Source organism: Marivirga arenosa (assembly GCF_030503875.2).
Lineage (GTDB): Bacteria > Bacteroidota > Bacteroidia > Cytophagales > Cyclobacteriaceae > Marivirga > Marivirga arenosa.
Genome location: NZ_CP129968.2, coordinates 2,089,733 through 2,111,978, shown reverse-complemented (window position 1 = coordinate 2,111,978; position 22,246 = coordinate 2,089,733). Strand labels below are relative to the sequence as shown.

Here is a 22,246-nt window from a genome sequence, read left to right as displayed (position 1 = left end):
GGATTTCATGTAAAGACTTTTTATTTAAAATATGCTTAATTACTACTCAAAAGTAGCCTTCAAGTGCTTCTCAGCATCAAAAACATTATTTGATCTGTCAACATCTGCCATACCTTCATTCTCATCAATTACCATTGATTTGATTTCAGAAGCAGGCTTGTTTAATTCAAATGTATAAGTTGGATAAACCCATGGCCAATCAGCTTTGATATTTACATTAACATCATCTCCAAATGATTTCTCACCTCTCATAATTCTTAATGGAATATAAATTACTTCACTACTTCCATCATTATAAGAAACTGAAACCTCTAAAGGCATTGGCATATTCCCTACTTTCTTTAAAGTAACAAAAGATTTACCCTCTTTTTCCATTACTGACTCAATGCCATAATCAATTTGCTTAGTTGAATAAACCCAGTATTCCTTATACCAATCTAATTCTAAACCTGAAGCTTTTTCCATGATTCTGATGAAATCATTATCATTAGGATGCTTGAATTTCCAAGTATTAAAATAAGTTCTCATAGCAGGATAAAAGGTCTCCTCTCCTATTATATATCTTAACTGACCTAAGAATGTAGCCCCTTTAGAATAGGCAGCTCTACCATAGGCAAAGTTTGTCATATAATGATCAGCATGCGTACTCATTGGTTCTTCAATTCCACTTTCAGCTAAAGCTAAATAACCTCTATAATTTCCAGCTTGAGGATTTTCTTGTCCCTGCTCCATGATCACATTCATAGTTTCCGCAGAACCAAATGAAGTAAATCCTTCATCCATCCATTCATATAATGACTCGTTAGTTGCTAAAACTCCTTGGTACCAACTGTGGAACATCTCATGAACCGTTACACCAACAAGACTTCCTAAACTTCTTTCACCTGTGATTAAAGTAGACATTGGGTATTCCATACCACCATCACCCCCTTGGATAACAGAGAACTGATCATACGGATATTTACCAAATGTTTTATTCATATATTCAAAAGCCTTAACAGTATACTCAGGTAACTTTTCCCAGTTTTCTTTAGTCTTGTCATTCTCTTGATATAAGAAATGTAATTCAGGACCGTTAGGAACCTGAGCTTTAGTATGTTTAAAATCAGGATCAGCAGCCCACATAAAATCAATTACTTTAGGTGCTTTGAAGTGCCATGTTAATTTCCCTTTCTTTCCTTTACCTCCTTCAGTTCCATTTTTTTGGTAACCATGACCTACTTCTTCTGGGTTTTGAATATAACCAGTTCCACCTAAAACATAATCTTCATCAATAGTGATTTTCACATCAAAATCACCCCAAATACCATGAAATTCTCTTCCTATATAAGGATTAGAATGCCATCCCTGATAGTCATATTCAGACATTCTGGGATACCATTGCGCCATAGAATAGCTTACGCCTTCAGCATTATCTCTACCTGATCTTCTGATTTGAACTGGAACCTGACCTTCAAACTCCATATCAAATTCAACTGTTTCACCTGGCTCGATAGGTTCATTTAAATCCACTTCAAGAATGGTTCCTACTACTTCATACTTCACATCTTTGCCATCTTGCTTTAAGCTTTTGATTTTTTGATATCCAATCTCATCTTCACTTAACTTACTAATTCTATCCATTACTCTTCTATCTGGATCTTTGATTGTTCTTGAACGAACATCCATCATGCTGTTAGGCTGGAATGCATTGAAATATAAATGATAAAATACTTTATTTAATTGATCAGGAGAATTATTGGTATAGGTAGCTTTTTGCTTCCCATCAAATTGATGTGATTCTACATCCATATCAATTTCCATCTCATAATTGATAGCCTGTTGCCATCTTTCACTTGTTTGTCCAAAAGCAAATAATGAAGTAAGCAACATAGCCATTACTAATCCTAAGAATTTTAATTTCATAATGATTATATTTTGATTTTTTACAATCTCAAAAATGGTTATTTCTTATCAATATGCAAATGTATTTTTTATAAGCTTTAGATTTTAACTGATGAATTGAAGTTTAACCATAATTTTTTTAGCTAAAAGCTTATTTTCCCGATATAAAATTGTAATGCGCATATTTTATTTCTAATTTTCTAACTTTGTGAATAATAAGCAAAGACTATGTTAGAGTATAACACCCAAAGACCTGAAATGAAATTAAAAGAATATGGACGAAATGTCCAAATGTTGGTCAAGCATTTAAGAACAGTTGAAGACAAGGAGACTCGTAATAAAATGGCTTATACTGTTGTTGATTTGATTAAACAACTAAGTAGTGGGCCAAAAGATCATAATAATGAAAACATGCAGAAATACTGGGATGATTTATATATCATGTCAGATTTCAATTTAGATGTAGATAGCCCTTATCCAATGCCTGAAAAGGAAGTGTTAGGGAAAAAACCACAAGCAGTTAAATATGCTACTGATGAAGTAAAGTTTAAACATTATGGACGTAATATTGAATTGTTAGTTGAGAAAGCAATCAGCATTGAAGATCCTGAAGAAAAACAAGCTGCCGTTTATTATATCGGTAGATTGATGAAAACTTTCTATACTACTTGGAATAGAGATAATGTTACTGAAGAAGCTATTGTAGATAATATAAAGCAATTATCAGGTGGTAAACTTACTGTAGATATTGAGCATGTTAAGGCTACTAATGGTTTTGATACTATCTATAAAGACAACAGACCAAGAAATAACAACAAAGGAAAAAGAACAAGTAAAGGAAGTAACCAAAAAAGAAGAAGAAATTAATCAATGGCATCATTTAAAATTACTGGAGGTCAAAAACTTTCCGGTGAAATTCATCCACAAGGTGCAAAAAATGAAGCTTTACAGATTCTTTGCGCAGTACTGTTAACACCTGAAACGGTCACTATTCATAAGGTACCTAATATAGTAGATGTCAATAAACTCATTGACTTGCTGAATGATTTAGGAGTTGAAATCAATAAAATTGGTGAAGAAAGCTATGAGTTTACGGCTAAGAACGTAAACCTTGACTTTTTCGGAACAGCTGAATACACAAAAAAGGCTGCATCCTTAAGAGGTTCTATTATGCTATTAGGTCCTCTTTTAGCTAGATTTGGAAAAGCAATGATTCCTAAGCCTGGAGGCGATAAAATTGGTAGAAGAAGATTAGATACACACTTTATTGGTTTCCAAAAGCTTGGAGCTAAGTTTTTATTTGAGTCTGAAAAAAATTATTACCACATTGACGCTTCTCATCTTGAAGGGACTTACATTCATTTGGATGAAGCTTCGGTAACGGGAACTGCTAATATTATTATGGCAGCCTCTATGGCAAAAGGTAAAACCACCATATATAATGCTGCATGTGAACCTTATATCCAGCAACTATGTAAAATGCTGGAAAGAATGGGGGCTAAAATTCAAGGTATAGGGTCTAATCTTCTTCATATTGAAGGAGTTGGAAGTTTAAAAGGTACTGAGCACACTATGCTTCCTGATATGATTGAAATCGGAAGTTTCATTGGCTTAGCTGCTATGACTCAATCTGAAATTACGATCAAAAATGCGGGAATTGAGCATCTTGGTATTATACCTGATACTTTCAAAAGATTAGGGATTCAAATGGAATTCAGAGGTGATGATATATACATTCCTGCTCAGCAGCACTATGAAATAGAAACCTTCATTGATGGTTCAATTATGACCATAGCTGATGCGATCTGGCCAGGTTTTACTCCTGACTTATTAAGTATTGTTTTGGTGGTAGCAACTCAAGCAAAAGGAACAGTTCTTGTGCATCAGAAAATGTTTGAAAGTAGATTATTTTTTACTGATAAGCTTATTGATATGGGGGCGCAAATCATTTTGTGTGATCCACATAGAGCTACAGTTATAGGTTTAGATAGACAAATCAATTTAAGAGGTATATCTATGACTTCGCCTGATATCAGAGCTGGAGTATCCCTTTTAATTGCTGCATTATCAGCTGATGGTGAAAGCACTATACACAATGTGGAACAAATTGATAGAGGCTATCAGAATATTGATGAAAGATTAAATGCATTAGGTGCTAAGATTGAAAGGGTAGAATAAATTATCATTGAATACTTGAAGTAACTTATGATACATACTATTTCTTTGCATAGCATATCTTTGTAAATTGTAATAAATTATAAATAATGAAAAATTTAATATACGCATTCGCTTCTCTCCTATTTATGGTGTCTTGTTCACAGGGAACAGCTCAGGAGAATATGACTGTATCTGAACTTAATAAAGTAGAGTTTAATAATGATGATGATAAAGTAGTATTAGATGTTCGTACTCCTGAAGAATATGCAGAAGGGAATATCGAAGGAAGTCAAAATATCGACTTCTTAAAAACAGACTATTTTACTTCTTCAATTGAAGGGCTTGATAAAAACAAAACCTATTATGTGATTTGTAGATCAGGTGGAAGAAGTGCAAGAGCATCTGATCAAATGAGAGCTGCAGGATTTAAAAATGTAGTGAATGTTACTGGAGGTATGTTAGCATGGCAAGCAGCTAATTTACCCGTTAAAAAATGAAAAGATTCTTCACGGAATTTAGTCAATCTACATTAGCCTATTATGAAGCCTTTCAGTTTGTGCGTAAGCATAAGTTGAAAGGCTTTATTTTTGGGTCTGCATTCTTCAATTTATTTGCCTTTATATTCGTTGGCGTAATTGCCTGGATATACACAGGCAAGCTCATTGACATTATTTATCAAAGCTTTAATTTTCCACCTGATTGGAAAGAATGGGTTAGTTTTATCTCAATTCTTATTGCAATATTCATCCGTTTATTGCTGATTTCCTTATATATCAATATTTACAAATATGTAATTCTCGTCATATTTGCTCCCGTACTTGCCATTCTATCGGAAAGAACTCAAAATATTCTTAACCAGCAAAAAAAATCAATAAACCTTGTTCGTTTAGTATCTGAAATTGGAAGAGGGATGCTGATGGCCATGATACTTTTCGGTATAAATATCGTTTTATACCTTATTCTGATACTTTTAAGCATTTCAATTCCATTTTTATCACCTTTTATAGCTATCGCAATTTTTTTGGTGGAAAGTTATTTCTTTGGAGCTTCAATGCTCGATTACAGAAATGAATATTTTCAATTATCAGTGAAAGAAAGTCTAATTAAAATTTTTAAGCATAAAGGACTGGTTTTAGGTAACGGTTTGGCTTTAAATCTGTTTATACTAATACCTATTGTAGGTGTTTTATTTGCTCCATCCTTTGCACTAATAGCTGCTGGGATTCATTCAAATAAATGCATACAATAATTTTTTAACCTAAAGGAAAATATTTTATGTCTATTGAAAGCAAGAACCCATTCAATAACGAAACATTAAAAACATTTGAAGAAGATTCTGAGCAACAGATTAAAGAAAAAATAAGCAGAAGTCAAAAAGCTTATAAGTTTTGGAAAGAAGAAAACTTTACTCATAAAAAAGAATTGATGCTGAAAACCGCAGTATTACTGCGTGACAGAAAAGAAAAATATGCCCAATTAATGACCTCTGAAATGGGTAAAGCTAAAAAGGAAGCCATTTCTGAAATTGAAAAATGTGCTTTAGCTTGTGAATATTATGCCAATAATGCAGAAGATTTTCTTGCAGACCAAGCGCTTGAGGTTCCAAATGGACAAGCTTACGTTGCCCACGATCCAATCGGGATTGTTTTAGCAGTGATGCCATGGAATTTCCCATTTTGGCAGGTGTTCCGATTTGCAGCGCCTAATCTTATGGCAGGAAATGTAGGTTTGCTTAAGCATGCTTCAAATGTACCACAATGTGCATTAGCCATTCAGGAAGTATTTGAAGATGCCGGCTTCCCAAAAGGCTGCTTTCAGACTCTAATGATTTCATCCTCAAAAGTTAATATGGTTTTAGATGATGACAGAGTGAAAGCCGCTACTTTAACAGGTAGTGAGTTGGCAGGAAGTAAAGTGGCTGAAAGAGCAGGGAAAAATCTTAAGAAGACAGTTTTAGAACTAGGAGGAAGTGATCCTTTCATAGTTTTAAAAGATGCTGACATTGAAAATGCTGCCAAAACCGGAGCAAAAGCAAGGATGATTAATAATGGTCAGAGTTGTATAGCGGCAAAGCGATTTATCTTGGAGGAAAGTATAGCGGATAAATTCTTAAAAATTTTTCAAGAAGAATTAGAAAAACTTAAGATTGGTAATCCAGAGGATGAGGATATTGATTATGGACCCATGGCTCGAGAAGATTTAGCAAAAGAGCTAGAAGAGCAAGTTCAAAAATCTGTAGAAAAAGGAGCTAAAATTTTAATAGGTGGAAAACGAGATAAAGCATTCTTTGAACCTACCATATTAACCAATGTGAAAGCAGGCATGCCTGCTTATGAAGAAGAACTTTTTGGACCAGTAGCTGTAATCTTAATTGCTAAAGATGAAAATGATGCAGTTAAATTAGCAAATGATTCTAGGTTTGGACTTGGCGGATCGCTATGGACTAAGGATATTGAAAAAGCTAAAAAGCTAGTTAGAAAAATAGATAGCGGAGCTGTTTACATTAATAAATTAATGGCTTCTCACCCTGCAGTTCCTTTCGGAGGTGTGAAAATGAGTGGCTATGGCAGAGAATTATCAGAAGCTGGGATAAAAGAATTCATAAATCAAAAAACCATTTGGATTGATTGAAGTTATTATTGAAGCATAGTAATTAATATAGATTAAAGCCCGTGGATTCTGCACATTTGACACGGGCTTTTACTTTTTTTAAAGCCTGCGAAATTAATCTACCAGAATATTTGAAATGTATGTGGATTTAGTAAACATCCAAAGGAGGAAAAATACAATAGCCCATTTTAGATAGACATCATAATAATCTTTAGTGTCTTTATATCGGGTTTCTTTAATCTCAGCTTTCTCATATTGATCGATAATATTGAAAACTTCTTCCAAAGCTTTATTATCCGTTGCTCGATAAAACTTTCCTTCTCCTATTTCAGCGATATTCTTCAATCCAGTTACATCCATTGAGTTTTCAATGTAGCGCGTTCTACCAAAGAAATCTTTCCCATAAGGCACTTTACCTTCTTTCCCAATAGCAATTGTATAAATCTTAATACCATATGCATTGGCCAATTTAGCAGCTGTTTCTGGGTCAATATTCCCAGCATTATTATCCCCATCACTTAACAGTATTAAAACCTTCGATTTGGAATCAGACTCACGCATTCTGTTGGTTCCAACTGCTAAAGCACTTCCAATTGCAGTTCCAGATGCTTCCATCATTTTGAAATTGATGTCTAAAATCTGATTTTTTAGCATTTTATAATCAGTGGTTAACGGGGATAATGAATAAGCCTCTCCACTAAAAATGGTTAAACCTATCCTATCTTGAAACCTCCCATCAATAAAGTCATTTGCTACTTGTTTAGCTGCTTCAAGTCGGTTGGGTGTAAAGTCTTGGATTTTCATAGATTCTGAAATATCCATCACCAACATAATATCAATACCTTCTGTCCATTGCTCCACTCTTTCATTGGTTTGTTGAGGACGAGCCAGAGCCAACAGCATTAATAAAGCTGAAAAAAGAAGTAAGATAAATGGAATAAACCTTAGAATAGATGAAAATTGAAATCCTATCCCCTCACCTCTAAATGCAACAGGAACTTTCGGACTAAATCTAGCCTTTAGCCATTCCACTAGTAAATAGACTAACGGCAAAGCGATCATTGCATAAAAAGCAATTGGAAACTCATATTCAAAAGCCTTTAATCTCTCTGGAGAAAACCAATCTAAACTCAACCAACTATTACTTTCCATCCTGAATTGATTTAATTCTGTTTTCTAAAATGATATCAGCGTAGTTTATTAAAAATTTAAATGCCTCAGTAGCATCTGATTTCCCTTTAGAACTATAAATTGATTTATCGATTAACTTTAAATTCTCATAGAGATTCTCATCCTGCTGCATTTCAAAAATTTCCTTACTCGTTAACTTAGCATACGGATGCTTTGATATAAATTCCACATGTCTCTTCCACTTGAATAATAATTTCTCAATTTCTGATGCATTTGAATTTTCAACTTTAGAAATTTTTGAATCAAAATCCTCTTTAAATTTCTTATGTCTTTTATTTAATCTCCAGATCAGCCATCTTTTTCTAATTTTCTTACCAAAGAAAACCAAAATCAATAATACAATGATCCCCAGGACAATAAGAAAAGCAATAAAATAAGGATAATTAAAATCTTTATCCAGCTTTACTATTGTAGTTTCGGTTTGCATTTGCAAGCTATCTGTCACTACATCGATCTGCTCAGCAAGGTAAATTGAGTCAACTGATGTGTATACTGGTGTACTATCTCCATCCTGAACGATAAAAACTGGAAGCTTTAATCTCTGTATTTTATCAATTTCAAAAGACGTGAGCGTATAAACTACACTATCAAAGCTTTTAATACTATCACTTTGAGTGGGAAAATACTCTTTGGCCACATATTCAAAAGGAGCATAACTGTATAAAGAGTCCGGCATTAGTAACTGAAAATCTGCCGGATAACTAACGCTCAAACTGTATTGAATTGGTTCACCTATAGCTAAACTATCTTGTAGAAACTCCCCTTCCGGCTCTATTTGTTGTCCGATTAAATTGGTGAAAATCGCAAGACTAAAAAATAAGCTCAACCCGTATTTCCTCATGCTTTTTTCTTGCTTAAATTTCTGATTTTAAATAATTTAATTAATTGTGAAGTATAATCTTCTTGAGTATCAATTAAGATATAATCGGCCTGATTTCTTTTACAAATATCCTTCAACTCAGCCGAATGATCTTTATTTTTCTTTTGAAATTGCTTTTTGAATTCAGCACTTGAAGTATTCACCCATCTAGTCTTGCCAGTTTCTTTATCTTTGATGGGTACGATGCCCAACATAGGCAGATCAGTTTCTAATTTATCTTTTATGTGAATTACAACTAAATCATGCTTTCTAGCCAATGCCTTTAAATGATGCTCGTATCCTTCATCCACAAAATCACTAATTAAAAAGATAACACTTCTTCTTTTTACTAAACCAAGCAAATAGGACAAACCTTTATCCAGACTAGTTTTTAGAGATTTAGGTTGAAGTTTGAACAATTTTGAAATGGCATAATACCCATGCTTTTGTCCTTTACCTGGTTTTATATAAAGTTCTCGTTGATCAGAATAACCCACCATACCTACCTGGCTGCCTTCTTTTAAGGCAGAGATACACAATACTCCTGCTATCTCTTTCGCAATATCAGCCTTTTGCCTCCCTTCTAATCCTATTTCTTGAGAAGCACTCACATCTATCAAAAAATATACATTCTGCTCTTTATCTTCTTTAAATGTCTTTACAAAGGTTCCATGTCCTTTTGCAGACACATTCCAGTCGATAGTTCTTACATCATCACCATACTGATATGGGCGTACATCATCAAATTCTAATCCAGAGCCCTTAAATACAGAATGAAAATCACCCTGCATCTGATTATTCACAGCTTTTCGGATTTTTATTTCATATTTACGAAGCTTTTTAAATAGCTCCCTCATAATAGGTCTTTTTATTTATTAATTTTGCCATTCAGTTTATCAAACGAAAAAGATAACGATAATTGTTAGCATCAGTTTCCAAAATTACATTTGGCAACGAATTTGATAAAGCAAATTGTAATAATACTATAAAAATGAAAAATCTCATCTATATCCTCACAATATTAGCAATTGTTTCCTGTAGTGGAAAAGAAGAAAGGCCAAAAGGTATATTATCTGAAGAAAAAATGGCTTTAATTCTTTCAGACATCTACTACGCAGAATACAAAGCCAATAATATTAATGTAGGACCTGATTCAGCAGAAACAGTTTTAAGGCATTATGAGTTAAAAATATTCGAAGATCATGGTACTAATGATTCCGTTTACAAGGAAAGTTTTAAATACTATTTAGAATATCCTCAAAAACTAGAAAAGGTTTATGACATTGTAATTGACACCGTAAGTCTTCGAGAGCAAATACAAAACGCAAAAAAATAAATAAATAGCCCAAATTTTTCATATGATATTACCCCTCGATTTTGAGCAGAGAATAGGATTTGATAAAATAAGAGATTTGATTGCTGCAGAATGCAGTAGCAATTTGGGAAAAGCCATAGTTGAAAAAATGGGCTTTATTCGAAAGTTTGAAAAGCTGGAACCTCTCCTACTTCAAACTGATGAATTCTTAAAAATCTTTCAATCGGGTGAATATTTTCCATCTAGCAATTATATAGATGTTAGCCATTTTATAAAAAGAGCTAAGGTAAATGGTGGATTCTTTAACGAAGAAGAATTTTTTGACCTTAAGCTTAGCTTGAAAACCATTTTAGATTGTATCTCTTTTTTTGATGAATGGGAAGAAGATTACCCTAACCTTTTTGGACTAAGAAAAGCGGTTAATTTAGAACCTGATCTTTACAAAGCCATTGATGCCAAGATTGATGACAGAGGTGGCTTAAGGAATAATGCCAGCCCTGCCCTACAACAAATCAGAGGTGATATTTTTAAAGCACAGGCTCAATTAAGAAGACAGGTTGAAAAAATATACAAACAAGCAGCTGCTAATAAATATACCCCTGAAGATGCATCAATTACAGTAAGAGATGGTAGAATTGTAATTCCTGTTTTAGCGGAATACAAACGTAGAGTGAAAGGTTTTATACACGATCAATCCGGTACTGGACAAACTGTATATATAGAACCTACTGAGGCCTTAGAACTCAATAATGAGGTTAGAGAACTGCAATATGCTGAAAGAAGAGAAATAGTCAAAATCCTAACTCAGCTAACGGCACTTGTTAAACCTGAATTAGAAAATCTGGATAAAGCCTATCGTTTTTTAGGAATAGTTGATTTTATAAGAGCTAAAGCAAGGTTTGCTCAAAAAATTGAGGCCGTTTTACCACAATTGTTCAAGTCAAGATTGATTGAATATAGAAATGCCCAGCATCCCTTATTAAAGCTAAGTTTAGCCGAAAATGGTAAAAAAGTAGTCCCTTTATCCGTTGAATTAAAAGGTGATAAAAGAATTCTAATCATTTCAGGACCAAATGCAGGTGGTAAATCTGTTGCTTTAAAAACTGTAGGCCTCTTACAATATATGTTGCAGTGCGGCTTATTAATCCCCGTTCATCCGGATAGCAAATGTGGCGTTTTCTCTAATCTTTTTATTGACATAGGAGATCAGCAAAGTATCGAAAATGATTTAAGTACCTACAGTTCTCATCTTCAAAATATGAAGAACTTCCTAATCAATTCTAATAAGCAAACCTTATTTCTAATTGATGAATTTGGTACAGGTACTGAACCCCGTTTTGGAGGTGCTATAGCGGAATCTATTTTAGAAGAATTATATAAGCAAAAAGCTTTTGGAGTCATTACTACGCACTATGATAACATTAAAAATTTCGCGGTAAAAAACCAGAATGTGATCAATGGTGCTATGAAATTTGATGAACGTAATCTAGAACCTTTATATGAATTGGAAATAGGTAAGCCAGGTAGTTCATTTGCCATTGAAGTAGCTGAAAAAATGGGGATTCCTCCTGCTATATTAAATAAAGCCAAAGATAAAATTGGTACTGAGAGAGTGAATTATGATAAGCTTTTAAATCAATTAGGAAAAGAAAAGCGTGAATTAGAAGCAAAAATCAAAGAAATTCAAAAGAAAGAAGGGCATCTTGAAAAAAGTGCTCATGATTATGAAGAGTTAAATGAATTTCTCAAAACTCAGAAAAAGCAAATTATTATTGAAGCCAAGCAAGAGGCTAAATCAATTATAAAAGAAGCTAATAAACGAGTTGAACAAGCTATTCGGGAAATTAAAGAATCTCAAGCGGATAAGGAACGCACTAAGAAAGCCAGGCAAAAAATCAGTGAATTTGACAAGAAAGTTTCTATAAAAGAGGAAGAGAAAGTAAATAAAACAAAACAGCCTGAATTTAAGGCATCTGATGGTGAGATTAAGATAGGTGATTATGTCAGAATTAAAGGACAAGATACAATCGGTGAAGTGCTTTCTATCCATCAAAAAGAAGCCGAAATCATGTTGGGTGAATTAAAATCTAAAATTAAACTCAATAGATTAGAGCGAATGTCAAAAACAGCGATGAAGAAGGAAAAGAAAAAATCCTTTTCAGGCACTTCCACAGGTATGATTGAACGTAGCACTAATTTTAATCATCAAATTGATGTCAGAGGTATGAGGGCTGAAGAAGCGATTCAAGCGGTTGACCGCTTTATTGATGATGCCTTAGTGTTAGGTTTTAATGAAGTAAGTATACTACACGGTCGCGGAGATGGAATATTACGAAGGTTCATTCGAGATTATTTAAGACAGTACAATTATGTTAAATCCATGAAAAATGAACACGAAGAAAGAGGCGGAGATGGTATTACCCTAGTAAGTTTAAATTAAATTGAAAACAATAAGTTATTCAAACACAGCACCTAAGAAAAAAGAGTGAATTTTTTTGAAAGAAATCCTTTAAAAAGCTTTGCATAAAAAAATAGAAATACGTTTCTTTGCACTCGCTTAAGGGAAAAGCGGTGAATTTTCCCAAACCAATATATAAATACGGTCCTTAAGCTCAATTAAAATTGAGCATCCCGACTTAATAGATCGGGAAGGTCCTCAGGTTCGAATCTCAAACCTGTAAAAAAAATAAAGAGATAATTTAATGGTCCGTTAGCTCAGCTGGATAGAGCAACTGCCTTCTAAGCAGTAGGTCCCAGGTTCGAATCCTGGACGGATCACTTAAGCCATTCGATTTTCGGATGGCTTTTTTCATGTTCAAAATTTTACCCCATAAGCTCAGCTGGATAGTACATCCCGACTTGCAAAGTCGGGAAGGTCCCGCGAACCTAGTAGGATCAATTAAGCTACTCGTTTTCGGATGGACTTTTTTATGGTAAAAACATTACCCTGTCAGCTCAGCTGGATAATGTATCCCGACTTGCAAAGTCGGGAAGGTCCTGCGAACCTAGTAGGATCAATTAAGCCATTCGATTTTCGGATGGCTTTTTTTATGGTAAAAACATTACCCTGTCAGCTCAGCTGGATAGTGCATCCCGACTTGCAAAGTCGGGAAGGTCCTGCGAACCTAGTAGGATCACTTAAGCCATTCCATTTTCGGATGGCCTTTTTTATGGTAAAAACATTACCCTGTCAGCTCAGCTGGATAGTGCATCCCGACTTGCAAAGTCGGGAAGGTCCTGCGAACCTAGTAGGATCACTTAAGCCATTCCATTTTCGGATGGCTTTTTTTATTCTTAATTTTTAAATCCTCTTTAAGTTAAAGTACATAAACAATTCTGAAAAGTCCTTAATACTACTCTACAATAAATAATAATCTATTTAATCTTTTAAAACCATAATGTATCAATTAGAAGTATTTATAACTTTGGAAGTTAGCTGATGGTAAAACAAAAGTTAAATATGTCAGATGTAGAATCCAGAAGTGATATCAAGAGCTTAGTTACAAAATTCTACTCAAAAGTGAGGGAAGATGAGTTACTGGGTCCGATATTTAATAAACATATTGCTAATGACGAGTGGCCTATTCATTTAGAAAAACTGACTGATTTTTGGGAATCAAACCTTTTTAGAGTTCAGAAATTTAAAGGCAACCCAACTCTCAAACATATCAAGGTCGATCAGCATTCTAATCATTCCATCCAACAATTGCATTTTCATAAATGGCTTCAATTATGGTTTGAAACTTTAGATGAATTATTTGAAGGAGAAAAAGCCAATAAAGCTAAATTTGCTGCAAGAAGGATGGCTACTGGTCAGTTTATGACCGTTTGGAATAGTAGGCCAAAGGAATTCAAATAGGAAATTCAATGAAAAATGAGATTCTACAAGTTCTAACTTAATTCTTAAAATTCTATTGGTATGAGTGATTTTTATTTTAATAAGCTTATGAACTTAAACATATTAACAATTGGGCTTGGGCTGATCATACTCTCCATGACCGCTTGCAATACAAGTCATAATCAAGAAAGTGGTAAACACTCGGACATCAGACCTGAAATTGAAGTAGTGGGAGCCATGAAAAATGTGATGTGGAAAGGTGAATTAGATGGAAATATTTACCTAGACACTATAGCAAATAAAACAGGACTCTATGGACTTGGACCTCTAAGTGAGTTAAAAGGTGAGCTGCTAATTAATAACGGAATAAGTTATGCTTCTAAAGTACTTTCTGATTCTAGCATGACTGTAGAAAAGAACTATGATGTTTCTGCACCTTTCTTTGTATATGGCAATGTTACGGAGTGGCAAGCGTTTGATCTCCCTGATGAAGTGAAATCAATTTCGGATATTGAAAGATTTATAATCCAACATATTGACGATTACGACAAGCCTTTTATATTTAAGCTTATCGGAAAAGTGAAAAGTGCAAAAATTCATATCCAAAATCTACCAGAAGGTTCAAAAGTATCTTCTCCTAAAGAAGCACATGTGGGCCAGGTAAATTATACTATTGAAGAGGTTGATGCTGAAATAATCGGGTTTTTCTCCAAACATCATAAAGGGATATTTACTCATCATGATTCCTTTTTGCACATGCACTTAATAACAAAGGATGAAAGCAAAATGGGACACTTAGATGCTATAGAAATTGTTAAAATGAAACTCTATTTAGCTAAAAATTAAGGAATTATTGCAACTACCCCCGAACATGATGCCAAAATAGCTAAGATCACCTTCTCCTCTGTATACCCTCATTATATCTCAAAAAATGAAAAGAAAGGGAGAACAAAAAAAGAACTTTTAGAGGTCATAGAATGGCTTACTGGCTTCAATGAAAATGACTTGAATAATCTTATTGAGGATAAGGTAACTTTTCAAACATTCTTCGAAAAAGCAAAATTGAATCCTCATGCTGAATTGATTACAGGGGTTATCTGCGGACATAGAATAGAAGAAATTGAAACACCTCTGACCAAACAAGTACGCTATTTGGATAAATTGGTGGATGAACTAGCGAAAGGGAAAAAGATGGAGAAGATATTAAGGAGTTCTCAATAAATCATCTTAGGAACTATCATTTTCTTTCTTTAAAGATTTTATTTACATTTATCGCATCAGTTCATTTACAACCAAAACCTAGTCCTCAGAATTATTTTTTGAATTGTAATGACTGACATAATAGATATATAATCACCTCTAGGTGACGATATATTAATATAGTCACCAGGGGGTAACTATATTCAGTTGTTAGAATTAATATAATCCTATGAAGTACTTATTTATCCTTTTCATTACCGGATTTAACCTAAGCTGCTACAGTCAAAACCAAAAGGACATCCTAACTGAGTTTGATTATTTTCCAGATCAAAGAATTGAGGTATCAAATCAGGAATATCGAAAGGGCACTACCATTTTAAAAAACACTTATGAACAAATAAAAAATGATAGTGGCAAAATGGTTTATGCTGACCATTTAAACTTGGCGACTGCATTTATTAAACTAAAGGAGCCGAAAGAAATCGTGCTTAATCAATGGTATCTTGCTCAACAAGAGGACCTAGAATCCACAGCAGAAATTTTCCCAATGATATATAGTTCTTCAGAAAGTGTAGCTGGCTATTTATCCGAATCAGAATATGATTCGTTACTGAAAAAATTTGCCAAGGTATTGTCTAATAAGGAAGATGTAAAAATTGATCCAACCGAATACGCAAGTGATAATAATTTCAACATTGAACTGGTGAAGCTAATGGCTTATTTGGAGGAAAAAGATCAGGAATTCAGAATGTCTGATATGGATAAACAACAACTTATTGATGCAGAGAACATTAAGATTATTGATTCTCTTTATAAGGTTCATGGAAAGTACATTGGTAATTCCTTCGTAGGAGATCAATATCAACACTCAATGTGGGCAGTAATCCAACATTCTGATCTGGAACATCAGGAAAAATATTTACCAGTAGTTCAAAAGGGAGTATCAAACGGAGAACTTCCAGCAACACCTCTAAAAATGCTTATTGACCGAGTTTATAAGAAAAAACATGGTTACCAGATTTTTGGCTCTCAGTCAGGAGGTGAACTTGCAGATGATGCAACAATTGAAAAGGTTAAACAAGAATACGGTCTGTAGCAATTGACTAACTAAAAATTCTAACAAACACTAAAATGAATATGCGAAATGAGCCATCTGAAAGGACAATGCGAAATAGAAGCTTCAGTGCTTCTAGCGACTGGGACGCATACTCATTTTAGTTGAGCGTTATGGAGAATTAAATCAGGCTTTGATAATGAAATTTAGAATAATTTTATCTCTACTATTATGCGGCATTTTTGGATGCGAACCTTCAAAAAGAGAAGATAGCAATAAGACAGAGGCAATCAAAAATGTAAGCAGCTCCAACAGAGATAATGAAGAGTTAAATAAAATCATCTCAGAATCGAAAAAACTCCCCTTAGACACACTTTTTGATACACTTTTTGTAGAAAAGGCTCCTAAACATTTTGCAGAACCATTTAAAGGCCAGAAAGAAACAGATAATAAAATAAAGTATACATTCTCCTTAAATTCTATTATAGACTCTTCTAAAATAATTAATTATGATGATACTGTAATCAGCGATAAAACAATTACACTAAAGCACTATCAAACATATAACACTGAGACAGGAGTTTCTTTTTACATATCTGACACTTTAATTATTCACAGAACTTTTCAGCCTTTATTAGGTATAAATAACAAAACTGAACTCAAAAGAGTAGAATATAATTTCCAGTTTGCTCCTTGGTATACATTAAAATATTATGACAAAAAAAAGAACATTTCAGTTATCGAAAGTGACCGGGATTGGAATACGTTTTTCGTTTTAGATTCCTCTAATAATTTAATATTCAAGGATAATGTAAATAAAGATGGACGCTACATGTTTCTATTTGATGAAAAATCGAATAGTTTTATTACTAACCATTCAATATACAATATTAATCGTAATTTAAACACTGAACTTTCTACGGTTCACCCTACCGAATTACTTGAATACAAAAACATTGATAATAAATATATGATTTTGATTTTCAAGAGTTTATCATCTAAAATTGATAATCTATATCTATTAGACTTCAACTTCAACCTAATTAAATCAGAGAATTTACCAATAATGTACAGAGGTGGGGTTATTAACGAATTTAATGAACAAAATCAGCTGCTAATTTATTCAAGCGTTACTGATACGCTTATAGCCATTCAAAAAAATAAACCCAATAGCTTACAATACATTGACTATAGGAAATTACAACTGTATACAGAAGATTTTGAATATCATGAAATGTTAACTTTTGATGGTGAAAAAACATATTCTAAAGAGTATGTTTATATCGACACCATAAACAATGTGTTTAGAAGATCTAGTTACGAATTCGTAGGAGTAGATTAAAAAAAAACCGTTCCCGCCATGCTTTGCATGGTGGTGGCATTACGTTTTTTTAAGATAAAGACTAAGCCTGTTCATAAAATAGGCTTCCTACGTGACTTATATCCTTTCCTGCGGCACTTATACCCCTTCCTGACTGAAATTCTAGCGTCCTGAGTAACTTTATCCCCTTCCTGAGTCATTACTGACCCTTCCTGAGTGATTTATACCCCCTCCTGAGTCATTATACTCCTCTCCTGACTGGCTATTACCCTTTCCTGAGTGAATTTTTAGTCTTCCTGAGTGAATATGACTAGTCCTGAGTCATTTTCTAAGCATCCTGAGCCATAAAAAAGCCTTCCTGATGTTCAGGAAGGCTTCTAAATTAGGAGGCTTTATTAAGATAGCGGCTTAAATATCCTTGCCTTCTCGCTTCATCTTTCCAGAAGACATATTTACCGGCTTCATAGATTTCATCTACTGCTTGCTTCAAATAGCTATAGGCTTTATCACGAGTGATTTTGGGATTACTATCCTCTTTACGTTCGCCATTAGCTTTAGCTAATAAAATGCTCATTTCAGATGCCTGACTAGCCGCCAGATGTAATTTGTCTTCCTCAAAATTAATGGCTTTTAAGAGCGGCAAATTGGCTAAGCCCAAGGCCGCTAAGTCACTTAAATCCTGCACCAGGTCGGCATTGGAAGTACCTTGCTCCACTCCTTGCACTTTGGTAAGTAAATCTTGTCTTTTACGGAAAGCAAAACGGAAGGCATGCTCAATTTCATTTTTTAAGTCTATCGCTTTTGGGCTCATTTCGTCCCACTCCTGCTGAGCTTCTTCTTTGGTGTATTGATCTTTATTCCAGATGGATTGAGCATAGCGCAATGCTCCAATTCGAGCCTCCATTTCAGTAAAATAAGCTTTGGGAACCCCCACCTTTATTAATTGCTTTTGATCCGCTTTACTCCATTCTTGTAAATCGGAGGCTTCCTGCAAATAAACATCAACAGGCATGTTAGGAATTTTTGTTTCTGCCGCTTCCATAGCCGCAATGCTCCCTTTTAGGGATTCAAAGTTCTCTTTGGACATAATCTTAAGTTTTGGTTGATAAAAATTAAAGCCTCAATATATAGTGTACAAAAGTATAGAACAAGAACTTTTAGAATAAATATTTAAAGAGTGTGAGAATCACTATTTGAGCTTATCCTTCCCTACCTCCTTAATAAACTAGTATTTTCTTTCTTGCAGGATATTCATTACATTTATGGAATCAGTTCATTTACAACCAAAACCTAATCCTCAAAATTATTTTTTGAATTGTGATGACTGACATAATAGATATATCATCACCTCTAGGTGACGATATATTAATATAGTCACCAGGGGGTAACTATATTCAGTTGTTAGATGAAATATAAAAATATGTACACAGGATTTAATTTAGAGTTCAAAAGATACTTTACCGAACCGCAAGAAAAATATTATTTAGATAAAGGGAAGGAACTTTTCAAACAGTTCTCGAATAAAGTTGAGCAGAAACTCGAAGAATTAATTCTTGCAAATGGTAATATTGATGGTGGTAAAATGCAATCAAATTGGTTTCCTAACGTTGAAGCTGATATTTTCCTTTCTCATTCGCATAAAAATGAAAAAGAGGCAATAGCACTCTCCGGGTATTTACATGACAAGCTTGGAATAAAAACATTTATAGATTCTTGTATTTGGGGGTATTCAAATGACCTATTAAAAGAATTAGACAAAACTTTCTGCAAAAGGGATGACGGTTATTATGACTACAATAAAAGAAATTTTACTACGAGTAATGTCCATATGATGCTGTCAACTGCATTAAACAAGATGATGGACAAGACAGAATGTCTATTATTTCTTAATACGCCTGAATCCATTTCTTTTAAAGAAGGTGTTAAGTCTTCAACTTTGTCACCATGGATTTATTCTGAAATTGAAACAAGTAAAATTCTAAGGCATAAAAGACTTTCAGAATATCGTAAAACCAGAAGGCAAACAAGAACATTTGCAAAAGGTGGTGTAATGCTAAATGAATCTATTCAATATCCACTTGATTTAGACCATTTGACAACACTGAACACAGAAGATATCAGAAAATGGGTTTCTGAATATAATAACGAAGAATTCCCATTAGACCTTTTATACTATCAAAAATCTAAAGAATTGGTTTTTACAAAATAATATTAAATGACAGACGAAGAAAAACAACATCTAGAATTTATCCAAAATGTTATTAATAGGTTGAGCACAAATTCAATTCAACTAAAGGCTATAACAATTACGCTGGCTGCTGGTTTGTTGGCAATTTATGCTTCGAACCCAAAATTAATTTTGATTTACATTGCTGCGTTTCAAGTTTTATTTTTTTGGCTTCTGGATAGTTATTATTTGCAGCAAGAGAGAAAATTTCGTGGAATTTACAATGACAAAAGCGGGGTAACAAGCAACCATGTAATTAAAGATTACGAAATGCCCACAGATAAATACAAGAAGGGTAAATATCGATTCTTCAGAAGTTTTTTTTCATTATCGAAACTCTTGTTTTTTGGTTCGGTAATAGTAATACTTATTGCAACGATAGTTGTGATAAAATATAAATACATCAGCTAACAAAACCTATAAGCAATAGCGCCCTGCGGCACGCTACTGCTCATAGCCAACCGTTAGGGCCAATTAGGATGAGGAGAATTATACCATTATTACTTGCTTTAGTTTTGACTACATTCCATACCTACGGACAGGAGTTATCAGGTACTTGGAAAGTAGCATATATTCGTTCTATGGAGGAGGTTATTTCGATTGACAGTTCTGAAGATTCTGTTGAAACAATTGAATCCTTTTCTACGGGAACAGGAATTGTCGAGTTCTCTGGTAAAACTGTGAAATTTCATAATTTCAAAGAAAAGCCAAATAAAGCAAGGATTAAAAAGAAAGGAATTTTTAAGCTTAAAGGTGAAAAAGTTAAAATAGAATCATTCAATAAAGACAGTGTTATTTTAAGGCATAATGAAGATAAGCAAACCTATATTATACTAAAACCTTTTATTTCCGAAGAGTTAAAATTGAATCCTAGCGATTTTTCAGATAATGAATGGCAAATAGAATCCGAATATAGTACGCTTTCATCCTTGAAACTGCATTTTTCCGACTCAAGCACTTTAACTTTAAATTATCAGGGAGAAAAATACGGTTATGCAAATTATGGAGAATGGCGATTGGTTAATAGCGGAAATTACTATGGTCTTTACATAGTAGATAGAGAAGCTTTAAGCGAATATTTCTTCTACCTAAGATCTAAATCTAATGAAATTCTGACAGCCGAAGTTTCATTGCAAGAATGGTCAAGTTTTCCTGAAGAGCTTATTGTCTCTTTGGTAGACACTGGTCTTCCATCAAAGGAGTATTTAAAAAAAAGAGAAAACCTATTAGTAGGTAATTGGTCTTTTTCAAGATTTATCAACAGTGTAGATACACTGATTTTTGAATCAATTTTAAGTGTCAATTTCTCAATTCAATTCAAGAAAAATGGACACTACATATCAAATAATTCTGTAAAATTTATCAGAGATAAGCAGGAAAATGATTTCAACAACACTGAGGAAGGAACTTGGGAATTGGCTAAGAACGGATCTTATTTAATAATTAAATCTGACAGCGGTTGGGAGGAATATCTATCAATACAAAATTTGAATGAAGTTAGTTTAACCCTTGATTTAAACTATAGGTATGATGATAGAGCTCGCTTTTCAACAAGAATCGAATTTAAAAAAGGAAGTCCATAACTTCAGCTATCGAATCATTACATAAGTCAAACCTAAACCAACAAAATACAAGCATCTATATAATTAAAGCTTTAATCTTTTATAAATAAATAAAATGGAGCACCCAGCCGTATTCCGTATTGTATTCAATTGCGGGAGCTGGGAATTTGGTGAGGTTTAGGGCTTCGAACAGTCCGTTCAAAAACTTACTATTGGTTTTGAATTGAGTATAATCAATATCAGGGGAAAGCAAGAATTGTCTATACCGAGCATATTCGGCTATCCTTTTCCCTCCTATCCATCTAGGGTTTTCAAAATCTGACAGCATTCCCCCTCCACTATAGCCTACTGCTATATTTAACCAATTAGGTATTATTTCATCCGGGATCAATTTATTGAGGCCTATACTCAACCAATAGGTTTGCGCATTATAATCGGTAAACAAGCTCTCTAGTGCATTTTCACCTAATATTCTGGGGTTCACCTTGGAATATGGGGTGGGATAATAGGAAAACTTCATTTTAATGATTTGTTCATCCGCAAACTTTTGTTGCAGCATAAATAACAATGAACCCGCAGTATTGGCATATACATCTCCCCAAGAGAAGCCATAGCCTTCATAAATCCCGTCAAATATTTCAATCGGCAATTGAAAGATAAATCCTAAACTTCCTCCTAAAAATATAGCAGTATTTTGATTCACACCACTCCATTTGAGCATTTCATAGCCTGCTCGGCTTTGATGATACGCAATGTAAGCATGTGCAGCCTTGTCCATTTGCTGCCAGCCCGCATTATCATTATACCAATGCAAAGGAACTCTCTCATGGTCCCTATACCATACTTCTGAAAGGTATAAAACGCCTGCTGTATAAGCGGTAGCGGTTAAGCCTACGGATATCCGAAATCGCTTTTTGTTAAATGTAGTCGTATCCTTCTGGGCGTAAATAGGATGAGCTAGAATAAGCCCTAATGCTAGTACTATAAATAGTTTTCTCATAAAAGGTCGATGTCTAACTGACAGACAC

21 protein-coding genes and 1 tRNA gene are annotated in these 22,246 nt (G+C 33.9%); 16 read left to right on the top strand and 6 right to left on the bottom strand.

The annotated features are described in order from the left end of the window. Positions 1 to 42 precede the first annotated feature (42 nt). Positions 43 to 1,905, bottom strand: coding sequence for a M1 family metallopeptidase (locus QYS47_RS09120; RefSeq protein WP_308356858.1), 1,863 nt, complete (start codon positions 1,903 to 1,905; stop codon positions 43 to 45). Between the two features lie 207 nt (positions 1,906 to 2,112). Between QYS47_RS09120 and QYS47_RS09115 the strand changes: the two genes are divergently transcribed. The 5 genes from QYS47_RS09115 (at position 2,113) to QYS47_RS09095 (ending at position 6,672) form a co-directional block, all read left to right on the top strand. Then, positions 2,113 to 2,751, top strand: a complete 639-nt coding sequence (locus tag QYS47_RS09115) for a DUF4290 domain-containing protein (RefSeq protein ID WP_308356859.1) — start codon at positions 2,113 to 2,115, stop codon at positions 2,749 to 2,751. Between the two features lie 3 nt (positions 2,752 to 2,754). Continuing rightward, positions 2,755 to 4,062 (top strand): UDP-N-acetylglucosamine 1-carboxyvinyltransferase, encoded by a 1,308-nt coding sequence (murA, locus tag QYS47_RS09110; RefSeq protein ID WP_322345649.1) that lies wholly within the window; start codon positions 2,755 to 2,757, stop codon positions 4,060 to 4,062. 86 nt (positions 4,063 to 4,148) lie between these two features. Further along, positions 4,149 to 4,538, top strand: coding sequence for a rhodanese-like domain-containing protein (locus QYS47_RS09105; RefSeq protein ID WP_322345647.1), 390 nt, complete (start codon positions 4,149 to 4,151; stop codon positions 4,536 to 4,538). Beyond that, positions 4,535 to 5,290, top strand: a complete 756-nt coding sequence (locus QYS47_RS09100) for an EI24 domain-containing protein (RefSeq protein ID WP_302125773.1) — start codon at positions 4,535 to 4,537, stop codon at positions 5,288 to 5,290. The genes QYS47_RS09105 and QYS47_RS09100 overlap by 4 nt, the downstream gene beginning before the upstream one ends. Before the next feature lie 26 nt (positions 5,291 to 5,316). After that, positions 5,317 to 6,672: an NAD-dependent succinate-semialdehyde dehydrogenase gene (locus QYS47_RS09095; protein ID WP_322345645.1), complete on the top strand. Its 1,356-nt coding sequence runs from the start codon at positions 5,317 to 5,319 to the stop codon at positions 6,670 to 6,672. Between the two features lie 93 nt (positions 6,673 to 6,765). Here the strand turns inward: QYS47_RS09095 and QYS47_RS09090 are convergent, their stop codons facing one another. Genes QYS47_RS09090 through QYS47_RS09080 form a run of 3 tightly spaced genes read right to left on the bottom strand, consistent with a single transcriptional unit; the run spans position 6,766 to position 9,558 of the window. Further along, positions 6,766 to 7,803, bottom strand: coding sequence for a vWA domain-containing protein (locus QYS47_RS09090; protein ID WP_322345643.1), 1,038 nt, complete (start codon positions 7,801 to 7,803; stop codon positions 6,766 to 6,768). Continuing rightward, positions 7,793 to 8,683 carry a hypothetical protein gene (locus QYS47_RS09085; protein WP_302125775.1) on the bottom strand — a complete coding sequence of 297 codons (891 nt, stop codon included), beginning with the start codon at positions 8,681 to 8,683 and terminating at the stop codon, positions 7,793 to 7,795. Before QYS47_RS09085 ends, QYS47_RS09090 begins: the two co-directional genes overlap by 11 nt. Beyond that, complete coding sequence (locus tag QYS47_RS09080) at positions 8,680 to 9,558, bottom strand: DUF58 domain-containing protein (RefSeq protein ID WP_322345640.1); 879 nt, start codon at positions 9,556 to 9,558, stop codon at positions 8,680 to 8,682. The genes QYS47_RS09085 and QYS47_RS09080 overlap by 4 nt, the downstream gene beginning before the upstream one ends. Positions 9,559 to 9,692: 134 nt before the next feature. On the opposite strand from QYS47_RS09080, the gene QYS47_RS09075 reads away from it, so the two are divergent. From QYS47_RS09075 to QYS47_RS09040, 8 genes are all read left to right on the top strand, one after another. Next, the gene (locus QYS47_RS09075; protein ID WP_302125777.1) at positions 9,693 to 10,037 is read left to right on the top strand and encodes a DUF4296 domain-containing protein; all 345 of its coding nucleotides are present in this window, start codon (positions 9,693 to 9,695) and stop codon (positions 10,035 to 10,037) included. 22 nt (positions 10,038 to 10,059) lie between these two features. Then, positions 10,060 to 12,456, top strand: coding sequence for an endonuclease MutS2 (locus QYS47_RS09070; RefSeq protein WP_322345639.1), 2,397 nt, complete (start codon positions 10,060 to 10,062; stop codon positions 12,454 to 12,456). A 264-nt stretch (positions 12,457 to 12,720) separates the two neighbouring features. Continuing rightward, positions 12,721 to 12,794, top strand: a tRNA-Arg gene (locus tag QYS47_RS09065). A 682-nt stretch (positions 12,795 to 13,476) separates the two neighbouring features. Next, positions 13,477 to 13,875, top strand: a complete 399-nt coding sequence (locus tag QYS47_RS09060) for a group III truncated hemoglobin (RefSeq protein WP_322345637.1) — start codon at positions 13,477 to 13,479, stop codon at positions 13,873 to 13,875. Between the two features lie 60 nt (positions 13,876 to 13,935). After that, entirely contained in the window at positions 13,936 to 14,700 is a 765-nt protein-coding gene (locus tag QYS47_RS09055; protein WP_322345635.1) for an acetolactate decarboxylase, read from the top strand. A 6-nt stretch (positions 14,701 to 14,706) separates the two neighbouring features. Then, positions 14,707 to 15,075, top strand: coding sequence for a DUF2200 domain-containing protein (locus QYS47_RS09050; protein WP_302129091.1), 369 nt, complete (start codon positions 14,707 to 14,709; stop codon positions 15,073 to 15,075). A 208-nt stretch (positions 15,076 to 15,283) separates the two neighbouring features. After that, positions 15,284 to 16,150 carry a hypothetical protein gene (locus tag QYS47_RS09045; protein ID WP_322345633.1) on the top strand — a complete coding sequence of 289 codons (867 nt, stop codon included), beginning with the start codon at positions 15,284 to 15,286 and terminating at the stop codon, positions 16,148 to 16,150. A 157-nt stretch (positions 16,151 to 16,307) separates the two neighbouring features. Continuing rightward, positions 16,308 to 17,450 (top strand): hypothetical protein, encoded by a 1,143-nt coding sequence (locus QYS47_RS09040; protein ID WP_322345632.1) that lies wholly within the window; start codon positions 16,308 to 16,310, stop codon positions 17,448 to 17,450. A gap of 361 nt (positions 17,451 to 17,811) precedes the next feature. Here QYS47_RS09040 and QYS47_RS09035 read toward each other — a convergent pair whose 3' ends face one another. After that, positions 17,812 to 18,516 carry a hypothetical protein gene (locus tag QYS47_RS09035; protein ID WP_302125795.1) on the bottom strand — a complete coding sequence of 235 codons (705 nt, stop codon included), beginning with the start codon at positions 18,514 to 18,516 and terminating at the stop codon, positions 17,812 to 17,814. A 318-nt stretch (positions 18,517 to 18,834) separates the two neighbouring features. Here QYS47_RS09035 and QYS47_RS09030 point away from each other — a divergent pair, with 318 nt between their 5' ends. The 3 genes from QYS47_RS09030 (at position 18,835) to QYS47_RS09020 (ending at position 21,239) form a co-directional block, all read left to right on the top strand. Continuing rightward, on the top strand, positions 18,835 to 19,638 hold the full coding sequence (locus tag QYS47_RS09030) for a hypothetical protein (protein WP_302125797.1): 804 nt from the start codon (positions 18,835 to 18,837) through the stop codon (positions 19,636 to 19,638). Positions 19,639 to 19,644: 6 nt separating this feature from the next. Further along, positions 19,645 to 20,067 carry a hypothetical protein gene (locus QYS47_RS09025; RefSeq protein ID WP_322345630.1) on the top strand — a complete coding sequence of 141 codons (423 nt, stop codon included), beginning with the start codon at positions 19,645 to 19,647 and terminating at the stop codon, positions 20,065 to 20,067. A 68-nt stretch (positions 20,068 to 20,135) separates the two neighbouring features. Continuing rightward, positions 20,136 to 21,239, top strand: a complete 1,104-nt coding sequence (locus tag QYS47_RS09020) for a hypothetical protein (RefSeq protein WP_322345629.1) — start codon at positions 20,136 to 20,138, stop codon at positions 21,237 to 21,239. A gap of 79 nt (positions 21,240 to 21,318) precedes the next feature. Here QYS47_RS09020 and QYS47_RS09015 read toward each other — a convergent pair whose 3' ends face one another. Continuing rightward, positions 21,319 to 22,218 (bottom strand): DUF2279 domain-containing protein, encoded by a 900-nt coding sequence (locus QYS47_RS09015; RefSeq protein ID WP_302125804.1) that lies wholly within the window; start codon positions 22,216 to 22,218, stop codon positions 21,319 to 21,321. Positions 22,219 to 22,246: the final 28 nt, after the last annotated feature.

Excerpts from the sequence above, each read along its gene's own strand:
- QYS47_RS09120 (WP_308356858.1), bottom strand. The coding sequence starts at position 1,905 with ATGAAATTAAAATTCTTAGGATTAGTAATGGCTATGTTGCTTACTTCA.
- QYS47_RS09115 (WP_308356859.1), top strand. The coding sequence starts at position 2,113 with ATGTTAGAGTATAACACCCAAAGACCTGAAATGAAATTAAAAGAATAT.
- murA (WP_322345649.1), top strand. The coding sequence starts at position 2,755 with ATGGCATCATTTAAAATTACTGGAGGTCAAAAACTTTCCGGTGAAATT.
- QYS47_RS09105 (WP_322345647.1), top strand. The coding sequence starts at position 4,149 with ATGAAAAATTTAATATACGCATTCGCTTCTCTCCTATTTATGGTGTCT.
- QYS47_RS09100 (WP_302125773.1), top strand. The coding sequence starts at position 4,535 with ATGAAAAGATTCTTCACGGAATTTAGTCAATCTACATTAGCCTATTAT.
- QYS47_RS09095 (WP_322345645.1), top strand. The coding sequence starts at position 5,317 with ATGTCTATTGAAAGCAAGAACCCATTCAATAACGAAACATTAAAAACA.
- QYS47_RS09090 (WP_322345643.1), bottom strand. The coding sequence starts at position 7,803 with ATGGAAAGTAATAGTTGGTTGAGTTTAGATTGGTTTTCTCCAGAGAGA.
- QYS47_RS09085 (WP_302125775.1), bottom strand. The coding sequence starts at position 8,683 with ATGAGGAAATACGGGTTGAGCTTATTTTTTAGTCTTGCGATTTTCACC.
- QYS47_RS09080 (WP_322345640.1), bottom strand. The coding sequence starts at position 9,558 with ATGAGGGAGCTATTTAAAAAGCTTCGTAAATATGAAATAAAAATCCGA.
- QYS47_RS09075 (WP_302125777.1), top strand. The coding sequence starts at position 9,693 with ATGAAAAATCTCATCTATATCCTCACAATATTAGCAATTGTTTCCTGT.
- QYS47_RS09070 (WP_322345639.1), top strand. The coding sequence starts at position 10,060 with ATGATATTACCCCTCGATTTTGAGCAGAGAATAGGATTTGATAAAATA.
- QYS47_RS09060 (WP_322345637.1), top strand. The coding sequence starts at position 13,477 with ATGTCAGATGTAGAATCCAGAAGTGATATCAAGAGCTTAGTTACAAAA.
- QYS47_RS09055 (WP_322345635.1), top strand. The coding sequence starts at position 13,936 with ATGAGTGATTTTTATTTTAATAAGCTTATGAACTTAAACATATTAACA.
- QYS47_RS09045 (WP_322345633.1), top strand. The coding sequence starts at position 15,284 with ATGAAGTACTTATTTATCCTTTTCATTACCGGATTTAACCTAAGCTGC.
- QYS47_RS09040 (WP_322345632.1), top strand. The coding sequence starts at position 16,308 with ATGAAATTTAGAATAATTTTATCTCTACTATTATGCGGCATTTTTGGA.
- QYS47_RS09035 (WP_302125795.1), bottom strand. The coding sequence starts at position 18,516 with ATGTCCAAAGAGAACTTTGAATCCCTAAAAGGGAGCATTGCGGCTATG.
- QYS47_RS09030 (WP_302125797.1), top strand. The coding sequence starts at position 18,835 with ATGAAATATAAAAATATGTACACAGGATTTAATTTAGAGTTCAAAAGA.
- QYS47_RS09025 (WP_322345630.1), top strand. The coding sequence starts at position 19,645 with ATGACAGACGAAGAAAAACAACATCTAGAATTTATCCAAAATGTTATT.
- QYS47_RS09020 (WP_322345629.1), top strand. The coding sequence starts at position 20,136 with ATGAGGAGAATTATACCATTATTACTTGCTTTAGTTTTGACTACATTC.
- QYS47_RS09015 (WP_302125804.1), bottom strand. The coding sequence starts at position 22,218 with ATGAGAAAACTATTTATAGTACTAGCATTAGGGCTTATTCTAGCTCAT.